The organism is Cognatundibacterium curvum (assembly GCF_014284235.1).
In the GTDB taxonomy this organism is placed as follows: domain Bacteria; phylum Pseudomonadota; class Gammaproteobacteria; order Burkholderiales; family Burkholderiaceae_D; genus Undibacterium; species Undibacterium curvum.
Window position 1 is genome coordinate 99,000 of record NZ_JACOGD010000009.1, and the last position, 24,969, is coordinate 123,968.

Sequence of the window (24,969 nt, forward strand, 5' to 3'; positions counted from 1 at the left end):
TGAAGGCTTGCATCCAGGCCGCGCATCAGAACGCCCAGTTAGCCGCGACATAGGCGCTGTGGCTGCCAGGCAGCTGGCGCACTACCGCCTGTTGCGGGCCATTCAGCAGACGCAGACCGGCCTGCCAGCGCCAGCGGTCACCCTGCCATTCCACACTGAAGCTGCTGATTCTGCCGCCATCTTCCGGCATCCACAGTACATCGATGGCCGTCAGCCAGGCTTCTTGCTGATGGCTCCAGCGCGCAAACAGATTGTGGCGATGCAGATTGCTGGCAGCAGTGAATGCGGTATTCTGCCAGGCCAGATTCGTCGCCGCCGCCGTCTGCCATCCAGCTTGCCTCGCGATCACTTGCAAACGCTGGTTATGCTGTAACCACTGCTGCCAGTCCGACTGGCTGCGCGCACTGCCGTCATACCAGTATTCCAGAAAAAAACTATGCTGATCTTCGGTAGTCAGATTCGCCCCCAGCAGCAACTGACTGACATGGTTTTGCATGCCCCATTGCCAGGGCGCGCTGCGTGCCAGTTCCTTGCCACCCACATACTGCAGCTGGTTGGCCTGTTGCTGGTAACGCAGCGAGCCATGTAATTCCATCGCATCGCTGGCGACCCAGGAAAAGGCCGCTCCCAGACTGGCCTGAGTCTGCTGACCATAGCGTGTAAAGCCATGCCAGTCCACATTGCCGCTACGTTGATACCAGCGCGCCGCCAAAGCCTGCTCCTGATCACTCTCACTGTTGTTCTGGTGTGCCGGATGCACCCAGACCAGACTCAGTGCCTGCTCAGCCGTAAAATAATCCAGACTGGCCAGCGGTTTACCTACCGCGGTCTGGCTGATCAGGCTGCGCCGGGTTTCCTGCTGTATCACATCATTCGGACGAAAACCATAACCCACATCCCAGGCAATGATTTTTTTACCTGCACTCAATTGCCATGCACCCAGATCCAGATTGCCATACAGCTCATTCAGCCAGGCGGTGCTATGGCTTGCGCCGCCATCGTTTTTTTCGGCACGGGTAGTCACAGTGCTGTGCAATTGACGGTATTGCGCCTTCAGTTCCAGCTCAGTTTGCAGGCTGCTTTGCACAGTGCTGATGAGGCCGGGTTGTAGCTGCTCTGCCTGTGCAGCCGGGCCGCCAGTATTGCGCTGGGCGGAACTGAGCAAGCTACGCCAGTTGCCGCTATAGCTGAAGTCGTTTTCTGCGGCCTGCGCATGTGGCATCAGCCAGCCTGATAACAGCAATGCGACTACCAGACCGGGGCCAGAGCTTGAGGGTTTGAGTGCAGACATAAGGCTCACTCCAATACCGGATTTTTTGCCAGGAACATGGGATTCAGCCACGCTTCCGGTACCGTTTTCGACTGGCGGCTCAGATAGCGTATGCGTGTCTCTTTGTGGCTGCTGAGCTGATCGCTCAGGCGCATTTCCACCACCGCAGACGGAGCCTGCGTTTTATCCATCACAAATCTCGCTTGTTTCGCCAGTTTTTCAGACTGTACGTATAAGTCAGCTTTGAGTGGCTCGTAATATTTTTTACCTACCCACAGTTCTATATGCTGATAGGCCAGACTTTTGCGGCTCGCATCCAGCCGCAGATGCAGGCAGGGCTGACTGCCGCATATTTCTTCGCCTGTCAGTGTGGCTTGATAATCATCGGCCCAGTTCATGGTTGCGATATCGCCGACCGAGGCATCACCGAGTAATTTCTGCATCGCCGTGATACGCATGGGGCGCTGACTGCCCGGCAGCAGCATCCAGAAATCATCGCCCGACATCAACACCTTTTGCCCTTTTTCCGCCGGGCTTTGCATCAAGACCAGCGACTGGCGCTGGGCCTGGCTATAGACGCGGTATTTGCGTTCTTTTTCCAGCGTTCCATCTCGGAGGTAGGTAGTGATTTCGGTTTCGACTTGCATATTGCCGCCACCGGTGCGCAGTTGATCGGTGGTTTTGATGATCTGGCTCACCTCAGTGGCCTGTGCGGCGCTCAGGCTGAACAGACAGCCCAGTGTCAGGAGGGCGATGCGGCCAGGATAGCGTAAGTTTTTCATGATTTTTTCCAGTTCAGGTATGGGCCAGCGCATCCACCACAGGCTGGTTCAGGGTACGGCGTGCAATCAGTGCAGAGGACAGCATGGACAGTACAATCATGCCGCTGATGGTCAGCACATACATGTTCAGGTCCAGACTGATCAGCAAGGGATAACCGGTAGAGCGGCCAGGTGGCGGCGGCATTTGCACCGGGAACACGGTCAACAGCAAGGCTACAGCGACTGCGATGGCTGCGCCCAGTAAAGCACCACTGCCACCGAGGAACATGCCTTCATACGAAAAACTGCGTATCAGTTCGCCAGGCAGGGTGCCCATCGCACGCAGACTACCGGTTTCGCGGGTTCTTTCTATGATGGCCATCGCCATCGCATTAGCCACCACAAACACCACGATCAGGCTGATGATGAAACCCAGCGCACCGAAAATCCGGTTATACAATTCACGCACCGATTTATAGAAAAAAGCCTGATCTTCCCAGTTCTGTATGGTGAGGCCGCTTAATTGTTGCTGCAGTCTATGCTGCGCTTCCGGCGTCGCTTGCATGCTGCTCAGGAATACGCCCAGACTGCTGACTTTATCGGTATGCAGCAGGCTTTGTGCGGTGTGGATGCCGGTGTAAATCAGGCGTTTGTCGATGTCGGGTATGCCGGTAGTGACGACGCCACGCACATTCACATCCATGGCATTCAGCGCGCCTTCTGTGGTGCTGACCATCAATGTGAGATTGCTGCCGGGTGTGGCTTTCAGACTGCGCGCCAGGGCTTCCCCGATGACGATGTCGGTACTGTCCGGGTCTTGCAGTATGCTGCCAGCTACCACTTTGAGGAAAGGGCCTTTGACGGCAAATTCTGCATCGGCATCGATGCCCACGCCCAGCATGATGGTGGACTTATCGCCATTGCTGATCAGTCCGCTGAATTCCACGCGTGGCAGCACATAACGCACGGCAGGGTCGCTCAGGATTTGCTTATCAAGTTGTGCCACATTATTGAGTCCATATTGCAGCGGTGTGTCTTCTTCTTTTTCAAAGTGCTCTGCCGTACCGACGATCAGATGCCCGCTGCTGCGTGCGGCGGACTGCGCCAGACCTTCGTAAGTCGAATAAGCGAAACCACCTGCGAGCAGCAATGCAGCCGACCCCAGTGCGGCGACACTGACCGTCACCAGTGAGCGGCGCCGGTTGCGCAAGGCATTGTGGAAGGCAAAGCGCAGCCAGGTGCTTTCTAAACCGAATCGTTTCATTGCAGTCTCCCATCCAGTAAATGCACTATGCGGTCGGCACGGCGGGTTAAGCGCTCATCATGACTGGCGATCACAAACGCCGCTCCTTCAGCCTGACCGCGTTCACGCATCAGGTCTAACACCTGATCTGCGGTGACCGAATCCAGACTCGCAGTTGGTTCATCGGCAATCACTAAAGCCGGACGTTTGATGAGTGCACGTGCAATCGCTACCCGCTGACGCTGGCCGCCGGACAAGGCATCCGGCCGGTGCTGTGCATGTTCTTCCAGTCCTACCGCCTTGAGTTGCGCCGCCACCCTGACTTTGCGCTCGGCTTCTGGCACGCCATTTAAGAACAGCGGATAGTCGACGTTTTCTGCCACCGTCATGACCGGTACCAGATTGAAGCTCTGGAAGATAAAGCCTATGGTCTGACGTCTTTGCAGTGTCAGTTCGCGTTCAGAGAAGCTGGCGATATCGCTGCCCTGTATCACAACCTGACCCTGATCAGCCTGATCAATCAGGCCGCACAGATTCAGGATGGTGCTTTTGCCGCTGCCGGAAGGGCCAGTCAGGGCCAGCAATTCTCCGGCTTGCACTTGCAAATCCACGCCGCGCAGTGCACGCACCAGATGCTGACCCAGCTGATAGGATTTATGCACACCGTGCAATTCAATGACGGTTTTCATGCGCTTAATCCTTGCAGAAATTGCTTCGCTTTTTCTGCTTGCGGTGCCTGAATACGTATCACTTCTTCCGCCAGTTTTTTGGCATCGGCATTACGTTTTTGTTGCTGCGCCAGACGCGCAGCCCGCATCCAGACTTCACCCCGGAAGCCCAGGTCCGCAGTCGACAGCTGTGGATGGGCCAGTATGTCGTCCAGTAATTTCTGGCCACGTGGCTGGCGGTTCATAAATTCCGGCACCGCCAGAAACGTCGAGGCAGCGACAAATTTGACTTCCAGCAGTTGTAAGACATTGCCATGCATCTGCGCCGGTTCTTTGTCGGCCAACACCAGCGCCTTATCGATCATGGCCAGACCTTCTTCTGCATACGACATTTTTTTCCAAGGAAAGATGGTGGTGGTTGCCAGCTTGCCGGTTGCCGCACCGGTGTAGGCCATCAGCAAAGGCTGACCCGGTTCAGTTTTGAGCAAATCCTGAAAAGCTTTGGCAGCGCGCTCTTCATTGCCAGAGCTGGCGCGGAAGGCCTGAAACGCCGCCTGAAAGTCAGGCTCGGAATACGCATACGCTTGCGGCATAGACAAAGCGTAAGCACACACAGTGAATAACAGGGCAGTCGTCGATTTGCGGTACATGGTGTTCTCCTTTGAAGATCGGTTTGGGACTGATCGCAGCTTAAGCAGGGCAGACCTGGCCGGCGACTGAAATGCGACATATGGCCGCATCCTGTCGTGAAAGGCTTTGCTGTCGGCGCGAAATGCAGGGCCGCATCTTGTGCAAAAACATAGGAGGAGTGAAGAAATATGTCTGTTTGATCATGCCAATCTGACCCGACTTGGGTAGACTGCTGGCTTTTAAGCAGCCTAATGCTATTCCCTCGCTATTCCCTCGCTATACCTGTCTGGTAAGTGGGGTAGCTATCAACATCAGAGCTGAATAGCTACTGACGGCAGGTTTGCAAACAACAGGAGATAAAAATGGGTAAAACCCGCTTAGAAGCATTCAGCGATGGCGTGATCGCGATCTTGATCACGATTATGGTGCTGGAAATGAAGGTGCCGCATGGTACGGATTTATCGGCATTGTTACCGGTACTGCCGGTTTTCCTGAGTTATGTGCTGAGCTTTATTTATGTTGGCATTTACTGGAATAATCACCATCACATGATACATACCTGCAAAAAAGTCACAGGCGGCATACTGTGGGCTAATCTGCATTTGCTGTTCTGCTTATCGCTGATACCGTTTGCAACTGGCTGGATGGGCGAAAATCATTTCGCCGTGATGCCGGTTGCTTTGTACGGTGTGGTCTTACTATGGTCGGCCTTTGCTTTCTATATTCTGCAAACTCTGATCATCCGCAGCCAGGGTGAGCATTCCTTGTTGAAGCAGGCCGTGGGCAGCGACTGGAAAGGAAAAATGTCACCGGTGTTATATTTAATCGGGATCATTTTTGCATTCTGGATGCCACAGATTTCTATGTTCACGTATGTCCTGGTCGCCTTGATGTGGCTGGTGCCTGACCGTCGTATAGAAAGAGCGATCTCTGGTACCCATGAAGGCTAAGCCTGACGCTGTTTATTCGGCTATGGCTGGCGCTGTATTGCAGATGCTTGTACTGTGAGTCCCTCCATGCAGCGTCAGTCTTAGTTGCTGGCAGATTTGCTTGAGCGGCGCATAGTGCTGCCAGTCTTGCTGCGCGATATCGGTCCAGACCACAATTTCCTGTTGGGTATTCCTGCTACGGATGTGATGGACAGTATGGTTCAGCCATTTGATGGTAGGCAGATCCAAGTCCCTTGCGATGCAAGGAAATACGATGCGGTCTGGTTGCCATTGTTTCAGAAATGCTTCTTTACATTGATGCTGCTGCAGATGCAGCAGCAAATCCTGATACGGCCCGGCAAGCTGATTGAGCTCGGTGGTGAGACTCCCGGCAGCAATCTGATAGGCCGGCGCGTTCAATTTCCACAGACGGATGTACCATCCATCACCGTTGTCTGCATGCAGCTGTTCAGCGGACAAGACATTCCGGCCATGTAACGCGCGGAATTGCGCCAGCGTCTTTAATAACTGGCGTGAGAAGCAGAGATGGGTTGTTTGAGGTGGTGCAATGATCTGGGTATACATGGCTGATTCCTGTTACGGGAAGTGGATCTGTTTCAGCATCATTAATGCCGCGTCGAGTAAGCTGATGATGAACAGGCTAAGGCTGAGGAAATGTAAGGCGTGCAGCAAGTTCAAGTGATACTGACGTGGCGTGTTGCTGTGTGTTCGCGCGCAGAACAACAGAAAACTCAGCAGGCAAGTTAGCAGACAATTTAGCAGGAAAAAAAAGGTGATCAGGTCTTGCAAGCCTGGCGCAAGCTGTTTGTCGTATACGATGAACAGCAGCGCTGGCATCATCACCGCGTAATACAGCCTATTCTGTCTGACACAGCGCAGCTGGACTGAGCGGCTTTGTTTGCATAGCAGAGTACTGCCAAGGATGAAGAGCAGCAGCAAAGCTGTCAGCGCCGCCAATGGCTGATCCGGTAGCGCAAGCGCGAGTGGTGACAGCAGTATGAAACAAGCTGCACAGCGGCGTTTTTCAATACTGGCAGACGCAGACCATGAGGAAAAAAGCGCAGATTCAACATCAGATTGATGTAGCAACATAGTGAACTCTCCTGCCCGCTATCGCACTACACAGCTGGGAAAAACCAAGTTAGTCCCGCGCTTTGCCGGACTGATACCAGTCAGTTGCGGCGCCGGAATTTGCATGAGCTTTTCCAGTTCCCTGGCCAGGTATTGTTTGCCGCTCGCTGACATCGGTGTCATCGGCAGACGGAATTCTTCTTTAGCCATGCCTAGCAAAGATAAAGCGGCTTTCAGCGGTGCGGGATTAGGTTCGCAATGTAATAAGCGGATCAGCGGAAACAATTGTTGAAACAGGATTAATGAGCGTGCCGTTTCACCTTGTCTGATCATGGCATACAGAGCGCAAAACAGGTCAGGGCGGATATGTGCTGCTGCCGAAATGGCGCCATGGCCACCGATAGAAAGAAAGTCACTCAACAGGTGATCATCGCCACACATTAAGCGCAATGGCGATGTACGCAAAATTCTGGCTGCCTGCTCAAGCCGGCCGGAACAGTCCTTCATACCGATAATTTGTGGACAATCACTCAGTGCACTCAAGGTACTGGTTTCAATGTGTACGCCGGTACGTGCCGGTATGTTGTACAGCACTATCGGCTGTTCAGTGGCTTCGCATAATGCGCGGAAATGCAGGGCAATTCCTTCTTGTGAAGGACGCACATAAGCGGGAGTAGAAATCAGATAGGCGTCGGGAGGGGTGCCGAATTTTTCCAGACGCGTCAGTTTTTCTGCGACACGCTGGGTGTAGCTGCCACCTATCCCCATCATGACGGGAAAACCGACCGGAACGACATCCTGTACTGCGGCCAGTATCTGGGCTTTTTCCCCCTCCGATAACATAGACGCTTCACCGGTCGAGCCGCAGACCACTAAGCCACTCACGCCGGCAGAAAAATAATGGCCTGCCAGTTTCTGTAAGGCCGGAACATCGACTTCAGCACCGGAAATGGGCGTAATTAAGGGTATCCAGATACCTTGCATTTGTTTCATAGTCATTTTTCCTTTTGTCTGCCAGTGGTCTGTTACTTGTGTTTTTTCGTCAGGCTCTAATATCTCTCAACAAAAATCTGTGAAATTTTTCCGAATTCAGCACTGGGCAATTCGCGCATTAAGAGCGGAAAAAATATCTTGACTTCGCTACTGATCAGAAATCGGGTAGCGCAACCATGATCCGCAGTTTGGGTACGCAGATAATTCAGCTGCTGCCCGCATAGCTGTATCAATAGCGCGCGCAGCCTTTGCTGATTGCACTGTGCAACAACAATTTGCGTCAGATAAAGTGCTCTCTTTTTGCTATTCCTGCGCTGCATATGCGCCGCCGATGCTGGCAGTTGCAGATCAGGCATAGTGCTGGCTGGTGCTTGCATACATGACTCATGTGAACGGGTGATGCTGACAAGAGAACGATATGCAAATTCATATAAAAATTGGCTAAAAACCAGCAGGTGAGATATAAAGCTTTTGTTAAGGCTGGCATCAACAACTCTGTGGGTTCAGGTGTAACGGGACAGCGCTGTTTCAGGTCGGTTCTGATTTGAGTACCTGATCCCAAATCACATGCAGGCCTATCATCTACGCAATAAGGAAACCAATACAAATGCGCCATCTAATGCTGAGTAAGAAAAATATATTGCAACTGTTGACCCTGTTGTTGACGCTGACTTGCCTGCTGCCCGGCGCACGCGCACAAGGCAGCGAGCAGGCGATTTCGCTGGATACTGGCAGCGGGATATTGCAAGCTAGCCTGATACTTCCGGCACAGCCTAAGCCTGCGCCCGTCGTGCTCTTGATTTCCGGCTCAGGCCCGACCGACAGGGACGGCAATTCGTTGGGGCTGCCCGGTAAAAACAATAGTTTGCGGCTGGTGGCTGAGCAATTGGCAGAAGCGGGTTTTGCTACCGTGCGCTACGACAAACGCGGTGTGGCCGCCAGTCTGGCCGCGGGTAGCTCGGAATCTGCGTTACGGTTTGAAAACTATGTCGATGATGCTGCCGCCTGGCTCGCATATTTGAAGGCAGATACCAGGTTTTCTAAGGTCGCTGTGATGGGGCATAGTGAGGGCGCTTCTATCGCCGTGCTGGCAGCGCAAAAGCAGGCTGTGCATGCGCTGGTGGCAATCGCCGGCGTTGCGCAGAATCCGGCTGATGTTATTCGTTTGCAGTTACAGGCCAGTGGCATGCCTGCTGACTTGCTGGCGCAGGCGAACGAGGCACTCAGCAGTCTGAAGGAAGGCAAGACCGTGTCCGATGCCCCGGCAGCCCTCGCAGCATTATTTCGCCCCAGTGTGCAGCCGTTTTTGATTTCCTGGTTCCGCTATACACCGGCACAGGAAATCGCGCGTTTGCAGTTGCCGGTGCTGATTGTGCAGGGCGATCATGATATCCAGGTTGGCACCGAACAGGCGCAGGCGCTGAAAGCAGCTTTACCTGCTGCGCGAATGGAAATCATCAGCGGTATGAACCATGTGCTCAAGCTGGCACCGGCTGAGCGCGCGAGTAATATCGCCACTTATATGAACCCGGAATTGCCACTCGCACCGCGCCTGCTGCCGGTGTTAAAAGATTTTCTGAATCCGCTCATGACACCCCCCTGAGCTGTAAGCAGCTATTGCACTGCAATGTAAGTTTCCTGAAATTTGCAACATTCCTGATTGCTAAAGCGCGCTGATCACCTTAGTATTGTTGCTACAAAAATGTGCATTTCCATACGGAAAAACAGGAGACAGCATGAGCGACCAGGCACAGGGCAGAGGCGGCGACAGCGCGCCGCCGGATATTCGTACTATCATCGATAAAGAGTCTCCGTTCCCGCCCGTGCGCCGGGTCGGGATGTTCAGGGCGCTACGTTGGTTACAAGCTGGCTGGCAGGATTTTCGTGCCTCGGGTGCCACCAGCATTTTCTACGGCATTTGCTTCGCGCTCATGGGCATGGTGCTGAAGCTGGTGCTGCACAATGCACCCGAATATGTATCGGCACTCAGCTGTGGATTTTTACTGATCGGTCCCTTGCTGGCGCTGGGTTTATACGACATCAGCCGCCGTATGGAAAATCAGCGTTCAGGCTTGCTCGGCAGTGTGTTTTCTATGCGTGGCCGCTGGAGCAATATCGGCGTACTGGCGCTGGTATTGGCCGTTATCATGATGGTCTGGGCGCGCGCCTCGCTGGTGATTTTTGCGCTGTTCTATAACAAGGGCATGCCCAGCATGCAAAGCTTTCTGAGCCAATTATTCTCGCTCGACCACCTGGAATTTGTGCTGGTCTATGCCTGCATAGGCGCGGTATTCGCCAGCATCGTATTTGCGATTTCCTGGGTCTCGATACCGCTGATGCTGGACCGCGACACCGATGCGATTACCGCCATGATTATCAGCTGCGTCTCGCTGTTCATCAATGTACCGGCCTGCCTGTTCTGGGGACTATGCATCGTGGCGGCCGTGGTGATCGGCATGATGAGCTGGAATCTGGGGCTGATCATCCTGATACCCGTCATCGGCCATGCGACCTGGCACGCCTACAAGGATGTGGTTGGTCACCCCGGTGACCGCAGCTAGGGCCTGTTAACCTTTAAATTACGTGTGCGAAAGGGGTAAAACAGTTGCAGGGCTAGGCGCAGCCCGCGCAGCAGTGTGATCACTGTCAGCGGGATGCAACAACGCCATGCGGCTGTTTTACTCCTTTCCCTCCGGGTTCAAGCCAAAACGCGTGCTGGACTGCGTTGCGTGTCTTGTCAGGGGCACCAGCCCTGACTGCGACACACGCCTTGCCAGCCCACGTTTTGGTTTGAACGCATCTCGCAATTTAAAGGTTAACAGGCCCTAGTTACACCCACTCCGGATTCGTGCAGGCAGCCTCAGTAAGGGCTGCCGTCCTTGTGGCTGAAGCGCCACTGACCATCTATCATCGTCGCCTGTAAATCATCGTCGGGATAACTGACCTGATCTCCGGCACTGCGGTCACCCACTTCCAGATACACCACATCCTGTTCAGTCAGATTAATCAGCTGATGCGCATTACCGCTGCCAGCCTGAAAGCCTGCGCACATACCCGGTGCCAGTTGGGTCAGGCCTTCATCCGTTTTCAAACTGGGATGACCGCTGATGATGTAGATGAATTCATCCTGCAGTGAGTGAGCGTGACGTAAGGCCGATATCGCACCCGGTGCCAGCCGCGTCAGATTCACGCCAAACTGATTTAAGCCAAACAGCGTTCCTAAGGGCTGCTTGCTGCGGCCCTCCATTAACAGAGAAAACTGTTCCGGGTACAGCGATTTGACGGTACGCAAAGGCGCACTGTCGGCGACAATTGCCAAGGGTAAGCCGGATGGCTGGTTTGCTGGTGTAGACATACTTGTGCTCCTCATGGGACGAATTTGGTCAGTGTTGATGGTGCAGATTTGCATATGATATGCGATTTTTTTTCGCCGCATCCGCGCTTGAGAAGCTGCGCAACTGATCCAAGGCAGCAGATAAGAAAAAAGCCCGGTCAGCGCAATGACCGGGCTTGTTGCTGATGCAGACTTAGCTTCTGGCAGCAGGTTTACTTCAGCGGTGGTATCGCTTGCGGCTGCAAAGCTTTAACGGGCTGCTCTTTGAGTTTGTCGCTCAGCATGCGGATGGCTGTTTCCAGTTGCTGATCCTGGCCTTTGAAGGTGGCATGTGGCAGGTTTTCCACTTCCACATCCGGTGCCACGCCTGTGCCTTCCACCAGCCACTGGCCATCCATGCTGAACTGTGCAGTTTCAGCGGCACGTATCATGCCGCCATCCAGCAATGCATTATTGTCGGACAGCCAGACTCCGGCACCGGCAGTGCGTTTACCTACCAGCGGGCCGAGCTTGAGTGCCTTGATACCGGCCGCAAATGTCTCACCATCCGAGTAAGTCAACTCATCCACCAGCACCACCAGATGACCTCGGAAAGTCTGCTGCATATTGGTGTAAGGCGAGGTACCGGCACGTGACCAGAAGGCCCAGGTTTTACGCAAGAGTTTTTCTATGATCCAGCTGTCGATATTGCCGCCACGATTACGGCGCACATCGATGATCAGGCCATCACGTTCCACATTGGCATAAAACTCGCGCGCAAATGCATCGATGTCCTGCGCTCCCATCGCACGCAGATGCAGATAGCCTATCTTGCCATTCGAAGCTTGTTGTACCCGCGCTGCACGGCTTTGTTCCCAGTCGCTGTAACGCAGATTGGCATGCTTCATCATGCTGACCGGATGCACGATCACCTGATGCGGCGCCTGGTTACCACGCTGGACTTGCAATAACACTTGCTTGTCGGCCTGATTCAACAGCAGGTCAGAAATATCGCGTGCTTCTTTCGTGCTCTGACCATTCACTGCCAGGATCACATCGCCTTCTTTGATATTCACGTCAGGGCGATCTAAGGGCGAGCGCTCATTCGGCAAATCCGGTTCGCTGCGGTAGATGTGTTCTATCTGGTAGCCTTGCGCATTGCGGCTCAATACTGCGCCGAGTGAGGCCGGAGTGCCTTCGCTGGCTGCGCGGCGCAAGTCACCGGGGCGGAATTGTGAGTGCAGGGTGCCGACTTCGCTGACCATTTGTGCCAGCAGGTCATTGAGTTCGGCACGGTCAGTCACACGCTCTGCCAGCGGCGTATATTTGTCGCGTACCTTGAGCCAGTTGACGCCGCGCATCTGAGTGTCGAACAGGTAGTCGCGATGCATACGCCAGGCGTCGCCCAGCATTTGCTTCCATTCCAGCTTAGGATCGGATGGGAAGCTCCAGTCCTGCACGCTGACTTTGGCTTTGCTGATGTCATTCGGGATTTTTGCACCGGCATCGACGATCAGGAATTCACCTGCGCTATTGCGCAACATAATACGCTTTTTATCCGCCGACAAATCATACTGACGGATGCCGCTGGCGTAGACTTCTGCGGTTGCGCCCTGTTTGCTGAAGGCGATGGTTTTCAGGCTGGAGCGATCATCGGTTTCACGCTCGAGTACATATAAGCGTTTGTCATCGACTGCCAGCTGATGGTAGTTACCCGCACTGACAGGAACCTGATACAGCCGGTCTGCCAGACCTGCGTATTCAATCGCAGGAATTGCAGCACGCCCCGCAGGTTTGGCTGCGGCTTTGTCGGTGTTTTTGTCGCTGCCGGTTTTCTCGGCGCTTTTTTCGCTGTCTGCCGCTTTCGGTTCCGCTTTTTCTTCTGCTTTCGGGGCGGACTTGTTCAGCTCATCATCTGCTTTGAATGCAAAACGGTTTTTCGCCTGCAGTGCCAGTGCATATATGCCTGTGCGTTTGTCGAAGGCCGGGCCCATATTACGGTCACCCCAGGGGGAACGGTTTGCTACCTGGAAGTTACGCTCAGACAGGAAATACAGCCATTGTCCATCTGGCGAAAATACCGGCGATTGCGATTCAAAGCGGTCGCTGGTGACGAAATGCAGCTGACGGGTATCGAGCGCATATAAGGCGATCTGATTGCGTTTAATGCTGGTTGCAGAACGCACGATCGCCAGGGTTTTTGAGTCCGGTGACCAGACGATTTCTGCATGATTACCGGCACCTGCTTTGCCTGCATCATCGATCAGCTGATTCTGTCTGGTGTTCAGATCGAGCAGCCATAAGCGCCCGCGCTTATCGGTGTGCGCCAGATGTTTGCCATCCGGTGCAGGGAAAATTTGCAAGCGGTGGAAGTCGCTGTCTTTGGTCAGTTGCTCGGCTTTACCGATGCCATTGGCCGGAAATTTCCAGATTTCGTTTTCACCGGTGGTATCAACGATGGCGAATACAGACTGATCATCATGCGAGAACACGGCGGCGCGTGCGCGTGCCTGTTCCGGTATTGCCAGATCGATGCGGCGCTGATTGCCGAGTCCGGCAATAGTGACTTTGCCACGCGCGGTGAACATCAGTTTTTCTGACTTGCCAGCCAATTCGGTATCGGTCAGATAATCCAGCGGTGCACGGATCAGGCGTTTTCTTTGCTGATCAAAATCCGACACCAGATCGATATTAACTGTGCGGTCGGCCTTGGCGCTGAGGTCGAATACATGCAGGTCCGCACCCAGCTGATACACGATTTTGCCATCGCCCAGGCTGGCGCTGCGTACATCCCAGTCCTGATGGCTGGTGAGTGCCTTGGCATCGCTGCCATCCGGATTGGCGCTCCACACATTGAATGCGCCGTTACGGTCGCTGACAAAATACAGGCGGCCTTGCCACCACATCGGGCGACGGTTATTACTGTTTTCATTACCGGCCAGACGGACGGCTTCCTGTTTGCTTTGCAGATCAAAACGCCATAACTGGGCGATTGCACCGCCACGGTAATGTTTGGCATTGTCATTGGTCATTTGCAGACCAAAGCGGGTGAAATACAGATAACGGCCGCTGTCATCCAGCACCGCCTCATTGGCATCGGCAACCGGGAAAATCCGGCGTTCCTGTGTTTTTGGATTGACCGCCGCAATCACGCGGTGTGCGTTAGGGCCGGTACTGTTGAGCGTACTGATCAAGACTTCACCCTGCGCGGTCCAGCCCAGTACATGCACCACATCGTTATCAAAGCTGATGCGCTTAGGCAGGCCACCCTGCAAAGGCATGACATACGCCTCAGTCGCGCCTTCATAGGAAGCGGCAAATGCCAGCCACATGCCATCTTTGGATACGGCTGGCTGGATTTCCGCTGCCGGATGGGTAGTCAGACGCTGCGCCTGACCGCCTTGCAAGCCAACCTTCCATAAATCGCCTTCTGCCGTGAACACCACGGTATCTGCATGGACGGTAGGGAAGCGGTAATAGCCGGGGGCAGCGACAGCACTGCTGACCAGACCGCTGAGGGCGAGAGTAAGTGCGATGTTGGACAATTTCATAGTCGTTGTAATGGTTGGTATGACTGACAAAAAAACATCTTCAAGTTGCAACAAGACCCGGGACTTTTTACAGATAAGGTAAGAAGTGTTACCGAAGTGTAATAAAAGTTGATGCAGAGAAACTTGGTGTTTATAACGTCCTCCGAATGCAAAGAGTTTCCATGTGGAAATTAGCAGCTAACCGGAGAGTGAGATGAGACCATCTGATTTGATGAAAGTTCTGGCAATTCTAGGGATGTCCACGGAAATTTCCGTTTCTTACGCTCAGAATGTCACTTTTACCATTGATACCCAGGCCGAACGTAAAGCGATCAGCCCGCTGATTTATGGCTTTAATGCCTATGCCGACGGCAGTGGTCGCGCTGGCTGGGATGCGCATGGCGGACGTGCGAATCTGGAAAGCCTGAACCTGACCTCCCGTCGTATGGGCGGCAATAATATGACCAGCTATAACTGGGAAAACGGCGTCAGCAATTCCGGCGCAGACTGGTGTCACTCGTCGAATGCGGGTGTCAGCTATTCCAGCGGCGCCGGTAATCCAAGTCAGACCGCTGGTCTTGCCTACTATGCGCCAGGCGCGGCGATTAAGAGCTTTCATGATCAGTCGTTAGCCTTGAATACCTTCTCTTTGCTGCAATTGCCAGCAGCAGGCAAATTGCCTAAGAACATAGTCAATATGAACCCGCCGGGTAATTGCAATGGCTGGCCGCTGTGGCAGGATGCGCCCGGCGCATCGAACGCTGATACCAATCGCTGGCTGACCATTGTCAACGACAAACCAGCCAGTGCCGGTGCGCTGAGCCTGACACCAAATCTGAACGACAATGTGGTGTACATCGATGAAGAGCTGAACTTCATCATCAAGAAATACGGTAAGAGTTCGGCTGCGAAAGGCCTGAAAGGCTATGAGCTGGATAATGAGCCTGACCTCTGGCATTTGTGGCCTTCGCAATTTGGTAACGGTACCCACGAGCGCCTGTATCCGCAGCTGAGCACCGTTGCTGACGTGGTGCAAAAGAATCTGGACCTCGCAACTACCATCAAACGGGTAGATCCGAGTGCTAAAACCTTCGGTCCGGCAGTCAGTGGCTACCTGGGTTTATTCAGTCTGTGGTCAGTATGGGATGGCGCGCAGGCACGTCAGCCCGCCGATTGGGGACAATATAATGTGGAGCCGTATATCTCGAAAAACACCGGTGACCGCTATCGCTACAACGGCATGACTTTTGCCAATGTCTATCTGGATAAAATGCGTCAGGCCTCGGCCGCTGCCGGTAAACGTTTGCTGGATGCCTTCTCCTTCCACTACTATCCGCAAGCCTCGTATGATCAGGCGACCCGGGTACAGGCCTCCCGCAGTCTGTGGGATGCGCAGTATGTGGAACCGACCTGGATCACACAGCCTGGTTATGGCTTTACCGATGGCCGTGGCATCGCCTTACTGCCTAAGTTGCAGAAATCCGTGGCTGACTTTTATCCGGGCACCAAACTGGCTGTGACGGAGTATGACTTCGGTGGACGTGATGATGTCACCGGTGCTGTGGCACAGGCGGATGCACTGGGTGCGTTCGGTAAGCAAGGCGTGTATCTGGCGAATTATTTTGGCGATGTAGAAGGCTATATCGGCGCGGCGTTTAAATTATTCCGCAACTACGACGGGAATAAGTCCGTGTTCCCTGAAGTCTCGGTTAAAGCCGTGTCGACCAACAATGGCAATGGCACTGTCTATGCCGCCGTCAGCGCCACCGACCCGAACACCTTGCACATCATCGCGATCAACCGCCTGGCGACGCCGATCACCGCCAGCGTGCAAATTAAAAATCCTGTGCTGTTTAACTATGTACAGGCCTGGGGTGTGGATGCCAGCGGCCCACAAGTCACTGCACGCAATGTACAGGCCACGATCACACAAAATAATTTCAGCACCAGCCTGCCCGGCTATTCAGTGATGCACTATGTGCTGAAGCCCTGATCCCGGTCCCGGCAATTCCGGGCGGATAGTCCGGTACTCACTAACAAACCGCTCACCGGCAACGGCGGGCGGTTTTTTTTGTCACCGGCTTTCTTGCCGCAGCGGCCGGGCAACACAAAAAGCTTCAGAAGCAGCCAAACCGTACAAAATTGCCATCAAATGCGGAGTTCAGCATAGCGATTTGTCCATAGTCGTTATACAGTCTTAGTTTGACGAATGTGTAAATAAAGATAACTGCACAGCGTAATGGAATGCATCTGTTGCGTTGTGTCGGGCAGAGGATTGCAGCTTCTTGCGTCACACAGAATCAGATTCCTGTGCCTTCAATTAATGACGTGGCATCCTTGCTTGACTACGCTAATCAATTTATAGACGGAGAGATGGAAATGGTATTTATAGCAGAAGTCCCTTACGTACAATTCGCACGAGAGCATATTGTGCTGTTATCTACAGCTAAAGTGCAGGATCCCAATCTGATGGAGACTTGTCGGGATGTGGGCAATCAGGATTATCATGTGGGCTCTGCAGTAAATAACTTTGTTGTTGGAGGGGCGGCACTTACAGCGCTCGGATATAAGTGGAATGCGAAAATAGGTGATTTTGATGTTCCTCAGAGATTTATAGATAATTCAAAATTATATATAGTTAGCCAACCAAAACATGGTGTGGTTTACCAAACGGATAGTGATAAAACACATTTTCTGGTTTCATACAAAGCCGACGCCGAATATGTGGGTCAAGACAGTTTTACAATTGGCTTCGATACCTTTGCTAGGTCTGGAAAACCGGTAACAATCAAAGTCAAATTTAACTTGGCAGTCGTTGAGGATGTAGGTGCAAATCCTCAAAAATGCGAAAGCATGACGTTTAGTTCATTATCAACTTCGAACCCTTATTTTTTACGGTTCTTGCCAGTTCAATTCAAACATCTTATTGACAATTCTGTCAGCGAAAACACAGACACAGCTACCACCGCGCAAATCATGCTGGACACCAACGCAGCAAGGCTATAAGACGGAATGATTTGCAGGCTGCAATGGAATGCATCTGTTGCGCCGTATCGGGCAGGGAATTGCAGTTTAAGGCGTTCAAACTATCCCTCGTGATTTCAAATGGATGGAAGAGATCAAAGCGGGTCTGGACACTCATCCCTACAAAAGCAAGGTAACAACAATTACAGGCGAAACACAGGTCTGCATTAAGGAGAAACTTATTTTTACCGTGCCAAACGCAACAAGCAAAACCATCACGGAAGCCACCCAACGGTATCGCGAGGAATGTTCAGAAGCCTGTTTCGCTGCAGGTACCTTGGTACACACCAAAGAAGGCTTGGTAGCCATTGAGAAAATCAAGGTCGGTGATTGGGTATTGTCTAAACCTGAAAATGGTGGTGAGCAGGCTTACAAGCGTGTGTTGAAAACCTTCGCGCATGCGCCGACCTCGGTGATAGAGGTTTATGGGAAAATTCCTGGTACCCAAAATGAAATTGTAAGAGTTGTATCAACATTAAACCATCCGTTTTGGTTGGTTGGAGAAGGCTGGACCGCAGCCGATAAATTTCCACTTCGGTCGCAGTTTGAATTGGTCGACGGTAGCAATACGCGGTGTTTGGGAAATAATAATATTTATGCCAGTGACGTAGAGGGTGTGGGCTGGGTGCCGGCGCACTTGGGAGACCTCTCACGACCCGGGATACAATGGGACTACATAAATGATAAACTAGTCGCCGACTATGTTATGGCGATCGAAAGAATCCAAGCACTAGAAGAAGAGCATCCTCTATACACACAAAATGCACTGGAAGAAGCTGAGCGAAGTGAGACCAATTACCCATATCTGAAGCTACCGGTCTATAACTTGGAAGTCGAAGATTTTCATACTTACTACGTTGGTAGAATTGGTATTTGGGTGCATAACACCAATTGCGGCGGCTTACAGGTTGAAGTCAAAGCCGGTGAGGTATTGTCTGAGGCGATGATTAAAAATCCGTACTGATCTCGTCAACAAGTGATTAATTGGTCAGGCGTAAGGGAATGCATCTATTGCACCGTATGCGCCAGGGGATTGCCCTTTACCGTGTTACCAGCCTTGCTGCCGCCAACTTCAATCAGGCTACGCAAACAGAAACCGAGAGCACAAAAATCACCCAAAAACATCCTAAATGCGGTATTCAGCATAGTGATCTGGTAATTGACTAAAGAAAGTCTGGTTATCCGAAAATAGAAAATGACGATTTTTGCATAGTCGTGAGCCTGATGCAGGCGATGAATGCGGGCAATCGGGCAGGGTATTGCGGTGTTCGCCAGGTCTGAAAAGCAAACTAGCCATGCGGGTGCATGGCTAGTTTGTTTGGCGCACAGGGCAGGCGTCGTTACGGTGACGCTGCCTGTTCTGAAACTATCCGTGTGATCAGCCTTTGATGTCGCGCAGTATGCCTTTGAGGCTGCTCAGCATCAGGTCCAGTTCTTCGCGGGTTACGTTCAGGGCTGGCATGAAGCGCAGCAGGTCAGGGCGAGGGGAGTTCAGCAGCAGGCCGACCGGTTCCAGATTGCGGGCTTTTTCCACGATTTCTGCGCCGATGTTATCGCCCAGTTTCAGCGCGCGCAGCAAGCCTTCGCCGCGTTCGCCTTGCAGGCCAAATTCTTCCGACAGTTTGATCAGTTCCGCGCTCAGGTAGGCGGCTTTTTGTTTGACTTCGTCCAGGAAGCCCGGTTTGGTCAATTCTTTCAGCACGGCGATACCAACCGCTGTCATCAGTGGCGCGCCATTGTAGGTGCCGCCCTGATCGCCCGGTACGAAGCAGGCGACTGCTTCGCGGCACAGCAGTGCGCCGAGTGGAACGCCGCCGCCTATGCCTTTCGCCAGGGTCATAATGTCTGGTTCGATACCGGACAACTGATAGCCAAACAATTCGCCGGTGCGTCCCATGCCAGTCTGTACTTCATCCACGATCAGCAGGATGCCGTGCTTCTGGGTTAAGGCGCGCAATTGCTGCATGAATTCGCGGCTGGCCGGTATCACACCGCCTTCGCCTTGTACCGGTTCCAGCATGACGGCGACGGTTTTATCGCTGATCAGTTTTTCAACTGAAGCGATGTCATTCAGATCTGCTTTCGGGAAGCCCGACACTTGCGGTGCGAACAGAGTGTCCCAGCCCGGTTTGCCAGAGGCCGACATGGTCGCCAGGGTGCGACCGTGGAAACCATGATCAAAAGTGATGATTTCAAATGCGCCGTTTTTATTCAGCTGGCCCCATTTACGCGCCAGTTTGATTGCGCCTTCATTGGCTTCGGCACCGCTGTTGGTGAAGAATACGCGGTCAAAGCAGGATTGCTGAGTCAGCATGGTCGCCAGTTCCACCATAGGCGCATTGTAGAAAGCCGGTGAAGGATTCAGCAGTTTTTTAGACTGGCTGACCAGGGCTTCGTGTATCACCGCCGGGCTGTGACCCAGGCAGTTCACCGCCCAGCCTTGCAGATAGTCCAGATAGCGTTTGCCGGTATGATCGGTCAGCCACATGCCGCTGCCTTCAGTAAAAACGATTTCCGGGCGCGGCGTGATGTACATCAGAGAATTTACGTTGTACTGACTGAATTCCATTCTGGACTCCTGTGATCAAGCAAGGGTGGATAAAAAATTAAATATGAACAGAAAAACAAAAAGCCACAGGGATGGCCTGTGGCTTTGGTCTGGTGCTGCACGCTCATTTGACGCGCAGGTACACTAACACATCCGCCCAGGCTCGCAGAACGAGCGGCGACGTCGCACGATATTTGGTGAGGACATGTCAGCAGAAATTTTCATAAAACGGATAGTAGGACTTTTTGCGCACTGCGTCAAAATAAATTTCCACCCATTTCAGCATTTTTTCTGTGTACCTGTTTCCTGCACTCAGCCAGCCAGATCCGCTTCTGAGGTAAACGAGTCGGCATAGAACTCATCGGCGGGCAACTGGCATTGCGCACTGAAATCACGTTTCGCAGATTCCACCACCACCGGTGCACCGCAGGCATAGACCTGATAGCCCGACATATCAGCCACATCGGCGATCACCGCCTGATGTACAAAGCCGCTGCGGCCGGTCCAGTTGTCTTCTGTCTGCGCATCAGAGATGACTGGGATGTAGCGGAAATGCGGCAGCCTGGCAGCCCATTCCTGGCACAGCGCATCCATGTACAGATCGGCCGGACGACGGCCGCCCCAGTACAGGCTGACCGGGCGGGTCGAACCGGTGTGGATCAGTTGTTCCATCAGGGCTTTGATCGGTGCGAAACCGGTGCCGGATGCCAGCAGGATAATCGGTTTGTCACTGTCTTCACGCAGGAAGAAGCTGCCTTGCGGGCCTTCAAAGCGCAGGATGTCGCGCTCTTTCATGCTGCTGAATACCTGGTCGGTGAACACGCCACCTGGCATGTGACGGATATGCAGCGTGATCTGTTCAGCATCATGCGGCGCATTGGCCATACTATAGCTGCGGCGTTTGCCGTCACGCAGCAGGAATTCAATATACTGACCGGCGCGATAATTGAGTTTTTCATTGGCAGGCAATTGCAGCGCCACCAGCATCACATCGTGCGACAGTTTTTCCAGACGTGCGACGCGGGTCGGCAGTTTCTTGACCGGATACTCGCCATCGCTCACAATTTCACGCGCTTCTATGGTCAGATCGCTTTGTGGTTTGGCGCAGCAGAACAGCGTCATGCCAGCGGCTTCTTCGGTATCAGGCAGCGCGCGTTGCTGGTGATTGCCATGAACCACGCTGCCGCTGCTGACCTTACCTTTGCAGGAGCCACAGGCACCATTTTTACAACCATAAGGCAGGATGAGGCCAGCACGCAGTGCGGCATTGAGTACGGTTTCATCTGCTTCGCAGCTAAATTGACGACCACTCGGGGTCACGGTTACTTGAAAAGTCATACAATCCTGTGCATGAAAAAACAGTTTAAAAAAATCGGCAAGCCACGCTTGCTCATTATCGGGTGTGGCGATGTCGGCATGCGGCTGTTGCCGCTGCTGCGCGAACGTTTCCGTGTATTTGCGCTGACCAGCCAGCCAGCGCGGGCAGCTGAATTGCGTGCTGCCGGTGCTATACCTGTGATTGGTAATCTGGATCAGCCCGCCAGTTTGCGCCGCCTCAAAGGGCTGGCACAGTGGCTGGTGCACCTGGCACCACCCAAAGCGGAAGGCGAAATGGATAGCCGCACCCGGAATCTGGCCGCCATTTTACCTGACAAGTGCCGCCTTGTTTATGTCAGCACCACCGGCGTCTATGGTGATTGTGGTGGCGCTGAGTTTGATGAATGCCGTCCGGTAGCGCCGCAGAATGCGCGCGCGATACGCCGGGTTGCGGCTGAAAACCTGCTGCGGGATTGGGCGCGCGCTTCGCAGTCCCGGCTCTCCATCCTGCGTGTGCCTGGCATCTATGCGGCAGACCGCTTGCCGCTGGAACGTTTGCGTAAGGGCTCGCCCGCACTGACTGCGGCAGAAGATGTGTACACCAATCATATCCATGCCGATGATCTGGCCAGTTTGATATGCCTCGCATTGTTCCGTGCCAAACCCTCCCGTGTGTATCATGCGGTGGATGACAGCGATTTGAAAATGGCGGACTACTTTGACTTAGTGGCCGATCAGTTCGGCTTGCCAAGAGCACCAAGATTGACGCGTGCTGAACTGATGCAGCAGGTCTCGCCAGTACAACTGAGTTTTATGTCGGAATCGCGGCGTCTGGACAATCAGCGTATTCAGCGTGAACTGGGGATGCGTTTGCGCTATCCGGATGTGCAGGCCGGTGTGGCTGCAGCCAGCGCTGCACTGACATGAGCCGTGTTGAGTTTCCGCGTTTACGCCTTGGGAGTACGCTGATCCGGCGGCGGTATCAGCGGCAGTAAGAGGTAAAACAAAGAGCCATGTCCTTCTTCGCTCTTAAAGCCAATTTTTCCGCCCATTTTTTCTATCATTGTTTTACTCAGACTCAGCCCCAGGCCGGTACCTGCATATTTACGGGCTGAGGTGGCTTCTGCCTGAGTGAACTTCTGGAAAATACTGGATTTGAAGTCATCCGAAATACCGATACCATAATCCTGCACTTCCACCTTAACCCATTCACCACGCACTGACAGGCGCACATCAACCCTGGCTCTTTGTCCGGAAAATTTAATCGCGTTCGACAGTAAATTAGATAGTACCTGTACAAAACGCTGGGCATCCACATGCACCCACAAGTCGGGTAATTGTTGTTGTGCCAGTTCCAGGTTCACATGGAAATTCTCGGCATAGCCCAGATTGGCTTCGATAGACTGATTGACCAGTTGCTGCACGATCTGGTCTTCTGCATGAAACTGCATGCCGCCATATTCCAGTTTTTCAAAATCCAGAATATCGTTGATCAGCGAGGTCAGCCTGACCGCGTTGTCATTGGCCATATCCAGTAATTTTTGGGCCTGCTCAGGAATGTTTGGGGCTACCACGCCCTTAAGCAAACCAAGTGCGCCACGTATCGAGGTTAAGGGGGTACGCAATTCATGCGACACCGCCGATACGAACTCACTTTTTAATTTATCTGCGCGTTTGATTTCGCTCAGATCATGCAGGATGATGACCAGCAAAGTCTGGGTGCCCAGGCTGACCCGCGTCATCGCCAGCTCCAGCGGAATATCATCGCCAGAACGTTGTCTGGCGCGGATTTCAACCCGGTTCGCCTTAGGCATGGTTGAGGTACTGTCGGTATTGGTGATTGCATCGATATGCTGATGCAGCGTCTTTTGCGCGCATTCTTCCGGGAACAGACTGAATAACTGACGTCCCTTCAGGCTACCGGGTGGAAAATGAAATAAGGCTTCCGCAGAGGGGTTGGCTGACTGTATCAGCCCGGCAGTATTACAGGTCAGTATGCCCTCGGCCGCATGATCCAGTATCGAACTCAGGCGTTCTTCGCTTTCATGTAATTCCGCTGTTCTTTGCTTCACCAGGGTTTCTACATTATAGGTATGAGCGCTGGTCATGAGCAGATAGGCGCCGAACAGGCCGGTGAACAGCAACCCGCCTACCATCGCACTCCAGGTCACCCAGGAGATGTGTGTCTTCCAGTACAGTTGAGATGCTTGCACCAGGAATGCATATTGTTTGCCGCCGAAATGGATGGTGGACTGAAACTGAAAAGCCGGATCGGATGTGACGATGGTGTCGATGAATACCCCGTTTGATACCGGATAAGACAGATCATAGAATTTGATCAGCATATCGTTTTTTTCTTGCGGGCTCAGTGTTTCCTGGATCATGTCGGCGACCCGGAACATGCCGGCCGCAACGCCATCAAAGGCTTCGCGCCGTTCGGCCGGGGTAGAGATGGCATGCCCACGCAAATAAATAGGCACATATAGCATGACTACTTTTTGACCACGTTCATCGAGCATAGGATCGGTCGCGGTGATTTGATTGGTGTCACGCGCATCCTCAATCGCGTTACGGTGTCGCGTCACAGAGCCAAGGTCAAAACCAGCCAGATCAGGCGGGCTGTTATAAGGCTGCAGATAACGCATGGGGAAATACTCATCCCTGTCCCTGACAGGGTGGTAACGCTCGTTTTCATCTTTTTCAGTCAGTCGAAATGTAGGATAGCCTTCCGACGCGACGCTGCGCTCAAACTCTGATTTTTGTGCATGCCTGACCAGTGGTACCCAGGTCAGCAAACCGATCGCAGGATTTCCTCTGAGTGCGTGTTGTACAAATGTCGCAAATTCCTCACGTTCCACATGCTTGGAGCTGGAAAACAAGCGCTCTATGTTGTCCATGACGTCCGCATTGCTGTTGAGCCTGTTTTGTATGTTCTGGCTCATACGCTGGGCTTCCAGCCGGAATTCCAATTGTTGTTTTTGAGTTTCGCGATCGCGGATGAACAGAAAAGCGACCAGCACGACCAGCAGACACAGACTGAGCGGGACCAGTACATTGAAGCGGCGCGAGCGCCACAGGGCGGCGGGGCGTGCAAACAGCACCAACACCAGAGGCGTGGTAGTAATCACACCCAGTACATCACCCACCCACCACACCAGCCAGCTGCTATCGGATTCCGCACCACTCAGGCGCCCCATCAGACGCAGTGCAGTCACACCCATTGCACTGCTGATGAGTGAAACGACAACGGTACACAGGAAGAAATAAAAAATGTCGCGGTTGCTGTCCAGTACCAGCCTGTCCTTTAGCGTATGCCTTATCATGCGCTGCGCCGCTGCCGCCTGAAACACAGCGATCGCCGCCAGTATCAGCGCCAGCGATACCGTATCTATACTGAGTCCCGCGCTCTGGCTCAGACCCATAGACAGATGAAACAGGACTTGTCCGGCAAAGATAGCCGGTAACATACGTTCGCCAAATGACAGCACCAGTCCAAACGCAATCCCTGCCGCTGGGAACAGCGCACTTGAATAACCAGGTGGAATCGCCAGCAACATACCCAGTCTGCCCGCAGCCAGATACACTGCTGTTGCCAGCAAGAGCGGCACTAGTATTGGCTGGGACGATGACTTGGGCATAGCAATCTGTTCA

At 53.2% G+C, this 24,969-nt stretch carries 19 protein-coding genes; 7 read left to right on the forward strand and 12 right to left on the reverse strand.

Translation table 11 applies throughout. From position 1 onward, the window contains the following. Nucleotides 1-25: 25 nt before the first annotated feature. The 5 genes from H8K43_RS16440 to H8K43_RS16460 are packed head-to-tail and all read right to left on the reverse strand — an operon-like array spanning nucleotide 26 to nucleotide 4,592. Nucleotides 26-1,291, reverse strand: coding sequence for a hypothetical protein (locus H8K43_RS16440; protein ID WP_186904845.1), 1,266 nt, complete (start codon nucleotides 1,289-1,291; stop codon nucleotides 26-28). 5 nt (nucleotides 1,292-1,296) lie between these two features. Beyond that, nucleotides 1,297-2,052 carry an outer membrane lipoprotein-sorting protein gene (locus H8K43_RS16445; RefSeq protein ID WP_186904846.1) on the reverse strand — a complete coding sequence of 252 codons (756 nt, stop codon included), beginning with the start codon at nucleotides 2,050-2,052 and terminating at the stop codon, nucleotides 1,297-1,299. Between the two features lie 13 nt (nucleotides 2,053-2,065). Beyond that, the gene (locus H8K43_RS16450) at nucleotides 2,066-3,295 is read right to left on the reverse strand and encodes an ABC transporter permease (protein ID WP_186904847.1); all 1,230 of its coding nucleotides are present in this window, start codon (nucleotides 3,293-3,295) and stop codon (nucleotides 2,066-2,068) included. Further along, complete coding sequence (locus tag H8K43_RS16455) at nucleotides 3,292-3,963, reverse strand: ABC transporter ATP-binding protein (protein ID WP_186904848.1); 672 nt, start codon at nucleotides 3,961-3,963, stop codon at nucleotides 3,292-3,294. Before H8K43_RS16455 ends, H8K43_RS16450 begins: the two co-directional genes overlap by 4 nt. Continuing rightward, on the reverse strand, nucleotides 3,960-4,592 hold the full coding sequence (locus H8K43_RS16460; protein WP_186904849.1) for a hypothetical protein: 633 nt from the start codon (nucleotides 4,590-4,592) through the stop codon (nucleotides 3,960-3,962). The genes H8K43_RS16455 and H8K43_RS16460 overlap by 4 nt, the downstream gene beginning before the upstream one ends. Nucleotides 4,593-4,934: 342 nt before the next feature. Between H8K43_RS16460 and H8K43_RS16465 the strand changes: the two genes are divergently transcribed. Further along, entirely contained in the window at nucleotides 4,935-5,522 is a 588-nt protein-coding gene (locus H8K43_RS16465; RefSeq protein ID WP_186904850.1) for a TMEM175 family protein, read from the forward strand. 12 nt (nucleotides 5,523-5,534) lie between these two features. Here H8K43_RS16465 and H8K43_RS16470 read toward each other — a convergent pair whose 3' ends face one another. Further along, nucleotides 5,535-6,086 (reverse strand): hypothetical protein, encoded by a 552-nt coding sequence (locus H8K43_RS16470; protein ID WP_186904851.1) that lies wholly within the window; start codon nucleotides 6,084-6,086, stop codon nucleotides 5,535-5,537. A 546-nt stretch (nucleotides 6,087-6,632) separates the two neighbouring features. Beyond that, nucleotides 6,633-7,586 (reverse strand): 4-hydroxy-tetrahydrodipicolinate synthase, encoded by a 954-nt coding sequence (dapA, locus tag H8K43_RS16475; RefSeq protein WP_186904852.1) that lies wholly within the window; start codon nucleotides 7,584-7,586, stop codon nucleotides 6,633-6,635. Nucleotides 7,587-8,193: 607 nt separating this feature from the next. Between dapA and H8K43_RS16480 the strand changes: the two genes are divergently transcribed. After that, nucleotides 8,194-9,189, forward strand: coding sequence for an alpha/beta hydrolase family protein (locus H8K43_RS16480; protein WP_230404059.1), 996 nt, complete (start codon nucleotides 8,194-8,196; stop codon nucleotides 9,187-9,189). Between the two features lie 133 nt (nucleotides 9,190-9,322). Beyond that, entirely contained in the window at nucleotides 9,323-10,147 is an 825-nt protein-coding gene (locus H8K43_RS16485; RefSeq protein WP_186904853.1) for a DUF2189 domain-containing protein, read from the forward strand. Nucleotides 10,148-10,446: 299 nt separating this feature from the next. Here H8K43_RS16485 and H8K43_RS16490 read toward each other — a convergent pair whose 3' ends face one another. Both H8K43_RS16490 and H8K43_RS16495 read right to left on the reverse strand, forming a co-directional pair. Beyond that, the gene (locus H8K43_RS16490) at nucleotides 10,447-10,941 is read right to left on the reverse strand and encodes a cupin domain-containing protein (protein WP_186904854.1); all 495 of its coding nucleotides are present in this window, start codon (nucleotides 10,939-10,941) and stop codon (nucleotides 10,447-10,449) included. A 191-nt stretch (nucleotides 10,942-11,132) separates the two neighbouring features. After that, entirely contained in the window at nucleotides 11,133-14,450 is a 3,318-nt protein-coding gene (locus tag H8K43_RS16495) for a S41 family peptidase (protein ID WP_186904855.1), read from the reverse strand. Between the two features lie 235 nt (nucleotides 14,451-14,685). Between H8K43_RS16495 and H8K43_RS16500 the strand changes: the two genes are divergently transcribed. The 3 genes from H8K43_RS16500 (at nucleotide 14,686) to H8K43_RS16510 (ending at nucleotide 18,417) form a co-directional block, all read left to right on the forward strand. After that, complete coding sequence (locus H8K43_RS16500) at nucleotides 14,686-16,422, forward strand: glycoside hydrolase family 44 protein (RefSeq protein ID WP_186904856.1); 1,737 nt, start codon at nucleotides 14,686-14,688, stop codon at nucleotides 16,420-16,422. Between the two features lie 317 nt (nucleotides 16,423-16,739). Then, nucleotides 16,740-17,435 carry a hypothetical protein gene (locus tag H8K43_RS16505; RefSeq protein WP_186904857.1) on the forward strand — a complete coding sequence of 232 codons (696 nt, stop codon included), beginning with the start codon at nucleotides 16,740-16,742 and terminating at the stop codon, nucleotides 17,433-17,435. Nucleotides 17,436-17,538: 103 nt separating this feature from the next. Further along, nucleotides 17,539-18,417 (forward strand): polymorphic toxin-type HINT domain-containing protein, encoded by an 879-nt coding sequence (locus H8K43_RS16510; RefSeq protein WP_186904858.1) that lies wholly within the window; start codon nucleotides 17,539-17,541, stop codon nucleotides 18,415-18,417. Nucleotides 18,418-18,831: 414 nt separating this feature from the next. Here the strand turns inward: H8K43_RS16510 and H8K43_RS16515 are convergent, their stop codons facing one another. Then, nucleotides 18,832-20,022 carry an acetylornithine transaminase gene (locus tag H8K43_RS16515; RefSeq protein WP_186904859.1) on the reverse strand — a complete coding sequence of 397 codons (1,191 nt, stop codon included), beginning with the start codon at nucleotides 20,020-20,022 and terminating at the stop codon, nucleotides 18,832-18,834. Between the two features lie 291 nt (nucleotides 20,023-20,313). Next, nucleotides 20,314-21,339 carry a CDP-6-deoxy-delta-3,4-glucoseen reductase gene (locus tag H8K43_RS16520; protein WP_186904860.1) on the reverse strand — a complete coding sequence of 342 codons (1,026 nt, stop codon included), beginning with the start codon at nucleotides 21,337-21,339 and terminating at the stop codon, nucleotides 20,314-20,316. Nucleotides 21,340-21,351: 12 nt separating this feature from the next. Between H8K43_RS16520 and H8K43_RS16525 the strand changes: the two genes are divergently transcribed. Then, nucleotides 21,352-22,245 (forward strand): SDR family oxidoreductase, encoded by an 894-nt coding sequence (locus tag H8K43_RS16525; RefSeq protein WP_186904861.1) that lies wholly within the window; start codon nucleotides 21,352-21,354, stop codon nucleotides 22,243-22,245. 20 nt (nucleotides 22,246-22,265) lie between these two features. Here H8K43_RS16525 and H8K43_RS16530 read toward each other — a convergent pair whose 3' ends face one another. After that, nucleotides 22,266-24,956 carry a CHASE domain-containing protein gene (locus H8K43_RS16530; RefSeq protein WP_186904862.1) on the reverse strand — a complete coding sequence of 897 codons (2,691 nt, stop codon included), beginning with the start codon at nucleotides 24,954-24,956 and terminating at the stop codon, nucleotides 22,266-22,268. Between the last annotated feature and the right edge of the window lie 13 nt (nucleotides 24,957-24,969).

What these genes read in the sequence shown, in the direction of transcription:
- H8K43_RS16465 (WP_186904850.1), top strand. Translation starts at nt 4,935, where the DNA reads ATGGGTAAAACCCGCTTAGAAGCATTCAGCGATGGCGTGATCGCGATC.
- H8K43_RS16525 (WP_186904861.1), top strand. Translation starts at nt 21,352, where the DNA reads ATGAAAAAACAGTTTAAAAAAATCGGCAAGCCACGCTTGCTCATTATC.
- H8K43_RS16500 (WP_186904856.1), top strand. Translation starts at nt 14,686, where the DNA reads ATGTCCACGGAAATTTCCGTTTCTTACGCTCAGAATGTCACTTTTACC.
- H8K43_RS16520 (WP_186904860.1), bottom strand. Translation starts at nt 21,339, where the DNA reads ATGACTTTTCAAGTAACCGTGACCCCGAGTGGTCGTCAATTTAGCTGC.
- H8K43_RS16485 (WP_186904853.1), top strand. Translation starts at nt 9,323, where the DNA reads ATGAGCGACCAGGCACAGGGCAGAGGCGGCGACAGCGCGCCGCCGGAT.
- H8K43_RS16440 (WP_186904845.1), bottom strand. Translation starts at nt 1,291, where the DNA reads ATGTCTGCACTCAAACCCTCAAGCTCTGGCCCCGGTCTGGTAGTCGCA.
- H8K43_RS16445 (WP_186904846.1), bottom strand. Translation starts at nt 2,052, where the DNA reads ATGAAAAACTTACGCTATCCTGGCCGCATCGCCCTCCTGACACTGGGC.
- H8K43_RS16490 (WP_186904854.1), bottom strand. Translation starts at nt 10,941, where the DNA reads ATGTCTACACCAGCAAACCAGCCATCCGGCTTACCCTTGGCAATTGTC.
- H8K43_RS16460 (WP_186904849.1), bottom strand. Translation starts at nt 4,592, where the DNA reads ATGTACCGCAAATCGACGACTGCCCTGTTATTCACTGTGTGTGCTTAC.
- dapA (WP_186904852.1), bottom strand. Translation starts at nt 7,586, where the DNA reads ATGAAACAAATGCAAGGTATCTGGATACCCTTAATTACGCCCATTTCC.
- H8K43_RS16470 (WP_186904851.1), bottom strand. Translation starts at nt 6,086, where the DNA reads ATGTATACCCAGATCATTGCACCACCTCAAACAACCCATCTCTGCTTC.
- H8K43_RS16455 (WP_186904848.1), bottom strand. Translation starts at nt 3,963, where the DNA reads ATGAAAACCGTCATTGAATTGCACGGTGTGCATAAATCCTATCAGCTG.
- H8K43_RS16510 (WP_186904858.1), top strand. Translation starts at nt 17,539, where the DNA reads ATGGAAGAGATCAAAGCGGGTCTGGACACTCATCCCTACAAAAGCAAG.
- H8K43_RS16450 (WP_186904847.1), bottom strand. Translation starts at nt 3,295, where the DNA reads ATGAAACGATTCGGTTTAGAAAGCACCTGGCTGCGCTTTGCCTTCCAC.
- H8K43_RS16480 (WP_230404059.1), top strand. Translation starts at nt 8,194, where the DNA reads ATGCGCCATCTAATGCTGAGTAAGAAAAATATATTGCAACTGTTGACC.
- H8K43_RS16515 (WP_186904859.1), bottom strand. Translation starts at nt 20,022, where the DNA reads ATGGAATTCAGTCAGTACAACGTAAATTCTCTGATGTACATCACGCCG.
- H8K43_RS16530 (WP_186904862.1), bottom strand. Translation starts at nt 24,956, where the DNA reads ATGCCCAAGTCATCGTCCCAGCCAATACTAGTGCCGCTCTTGCTGGCA.
- H8K43_RS16495 (WP_186904855.1), bottom strand. Translation starts at nt 14,450, where the DNA reads ATGAAATTGTCCAACATCGCACTTACTCTCGCCCTCAGCGGTCTGGTC.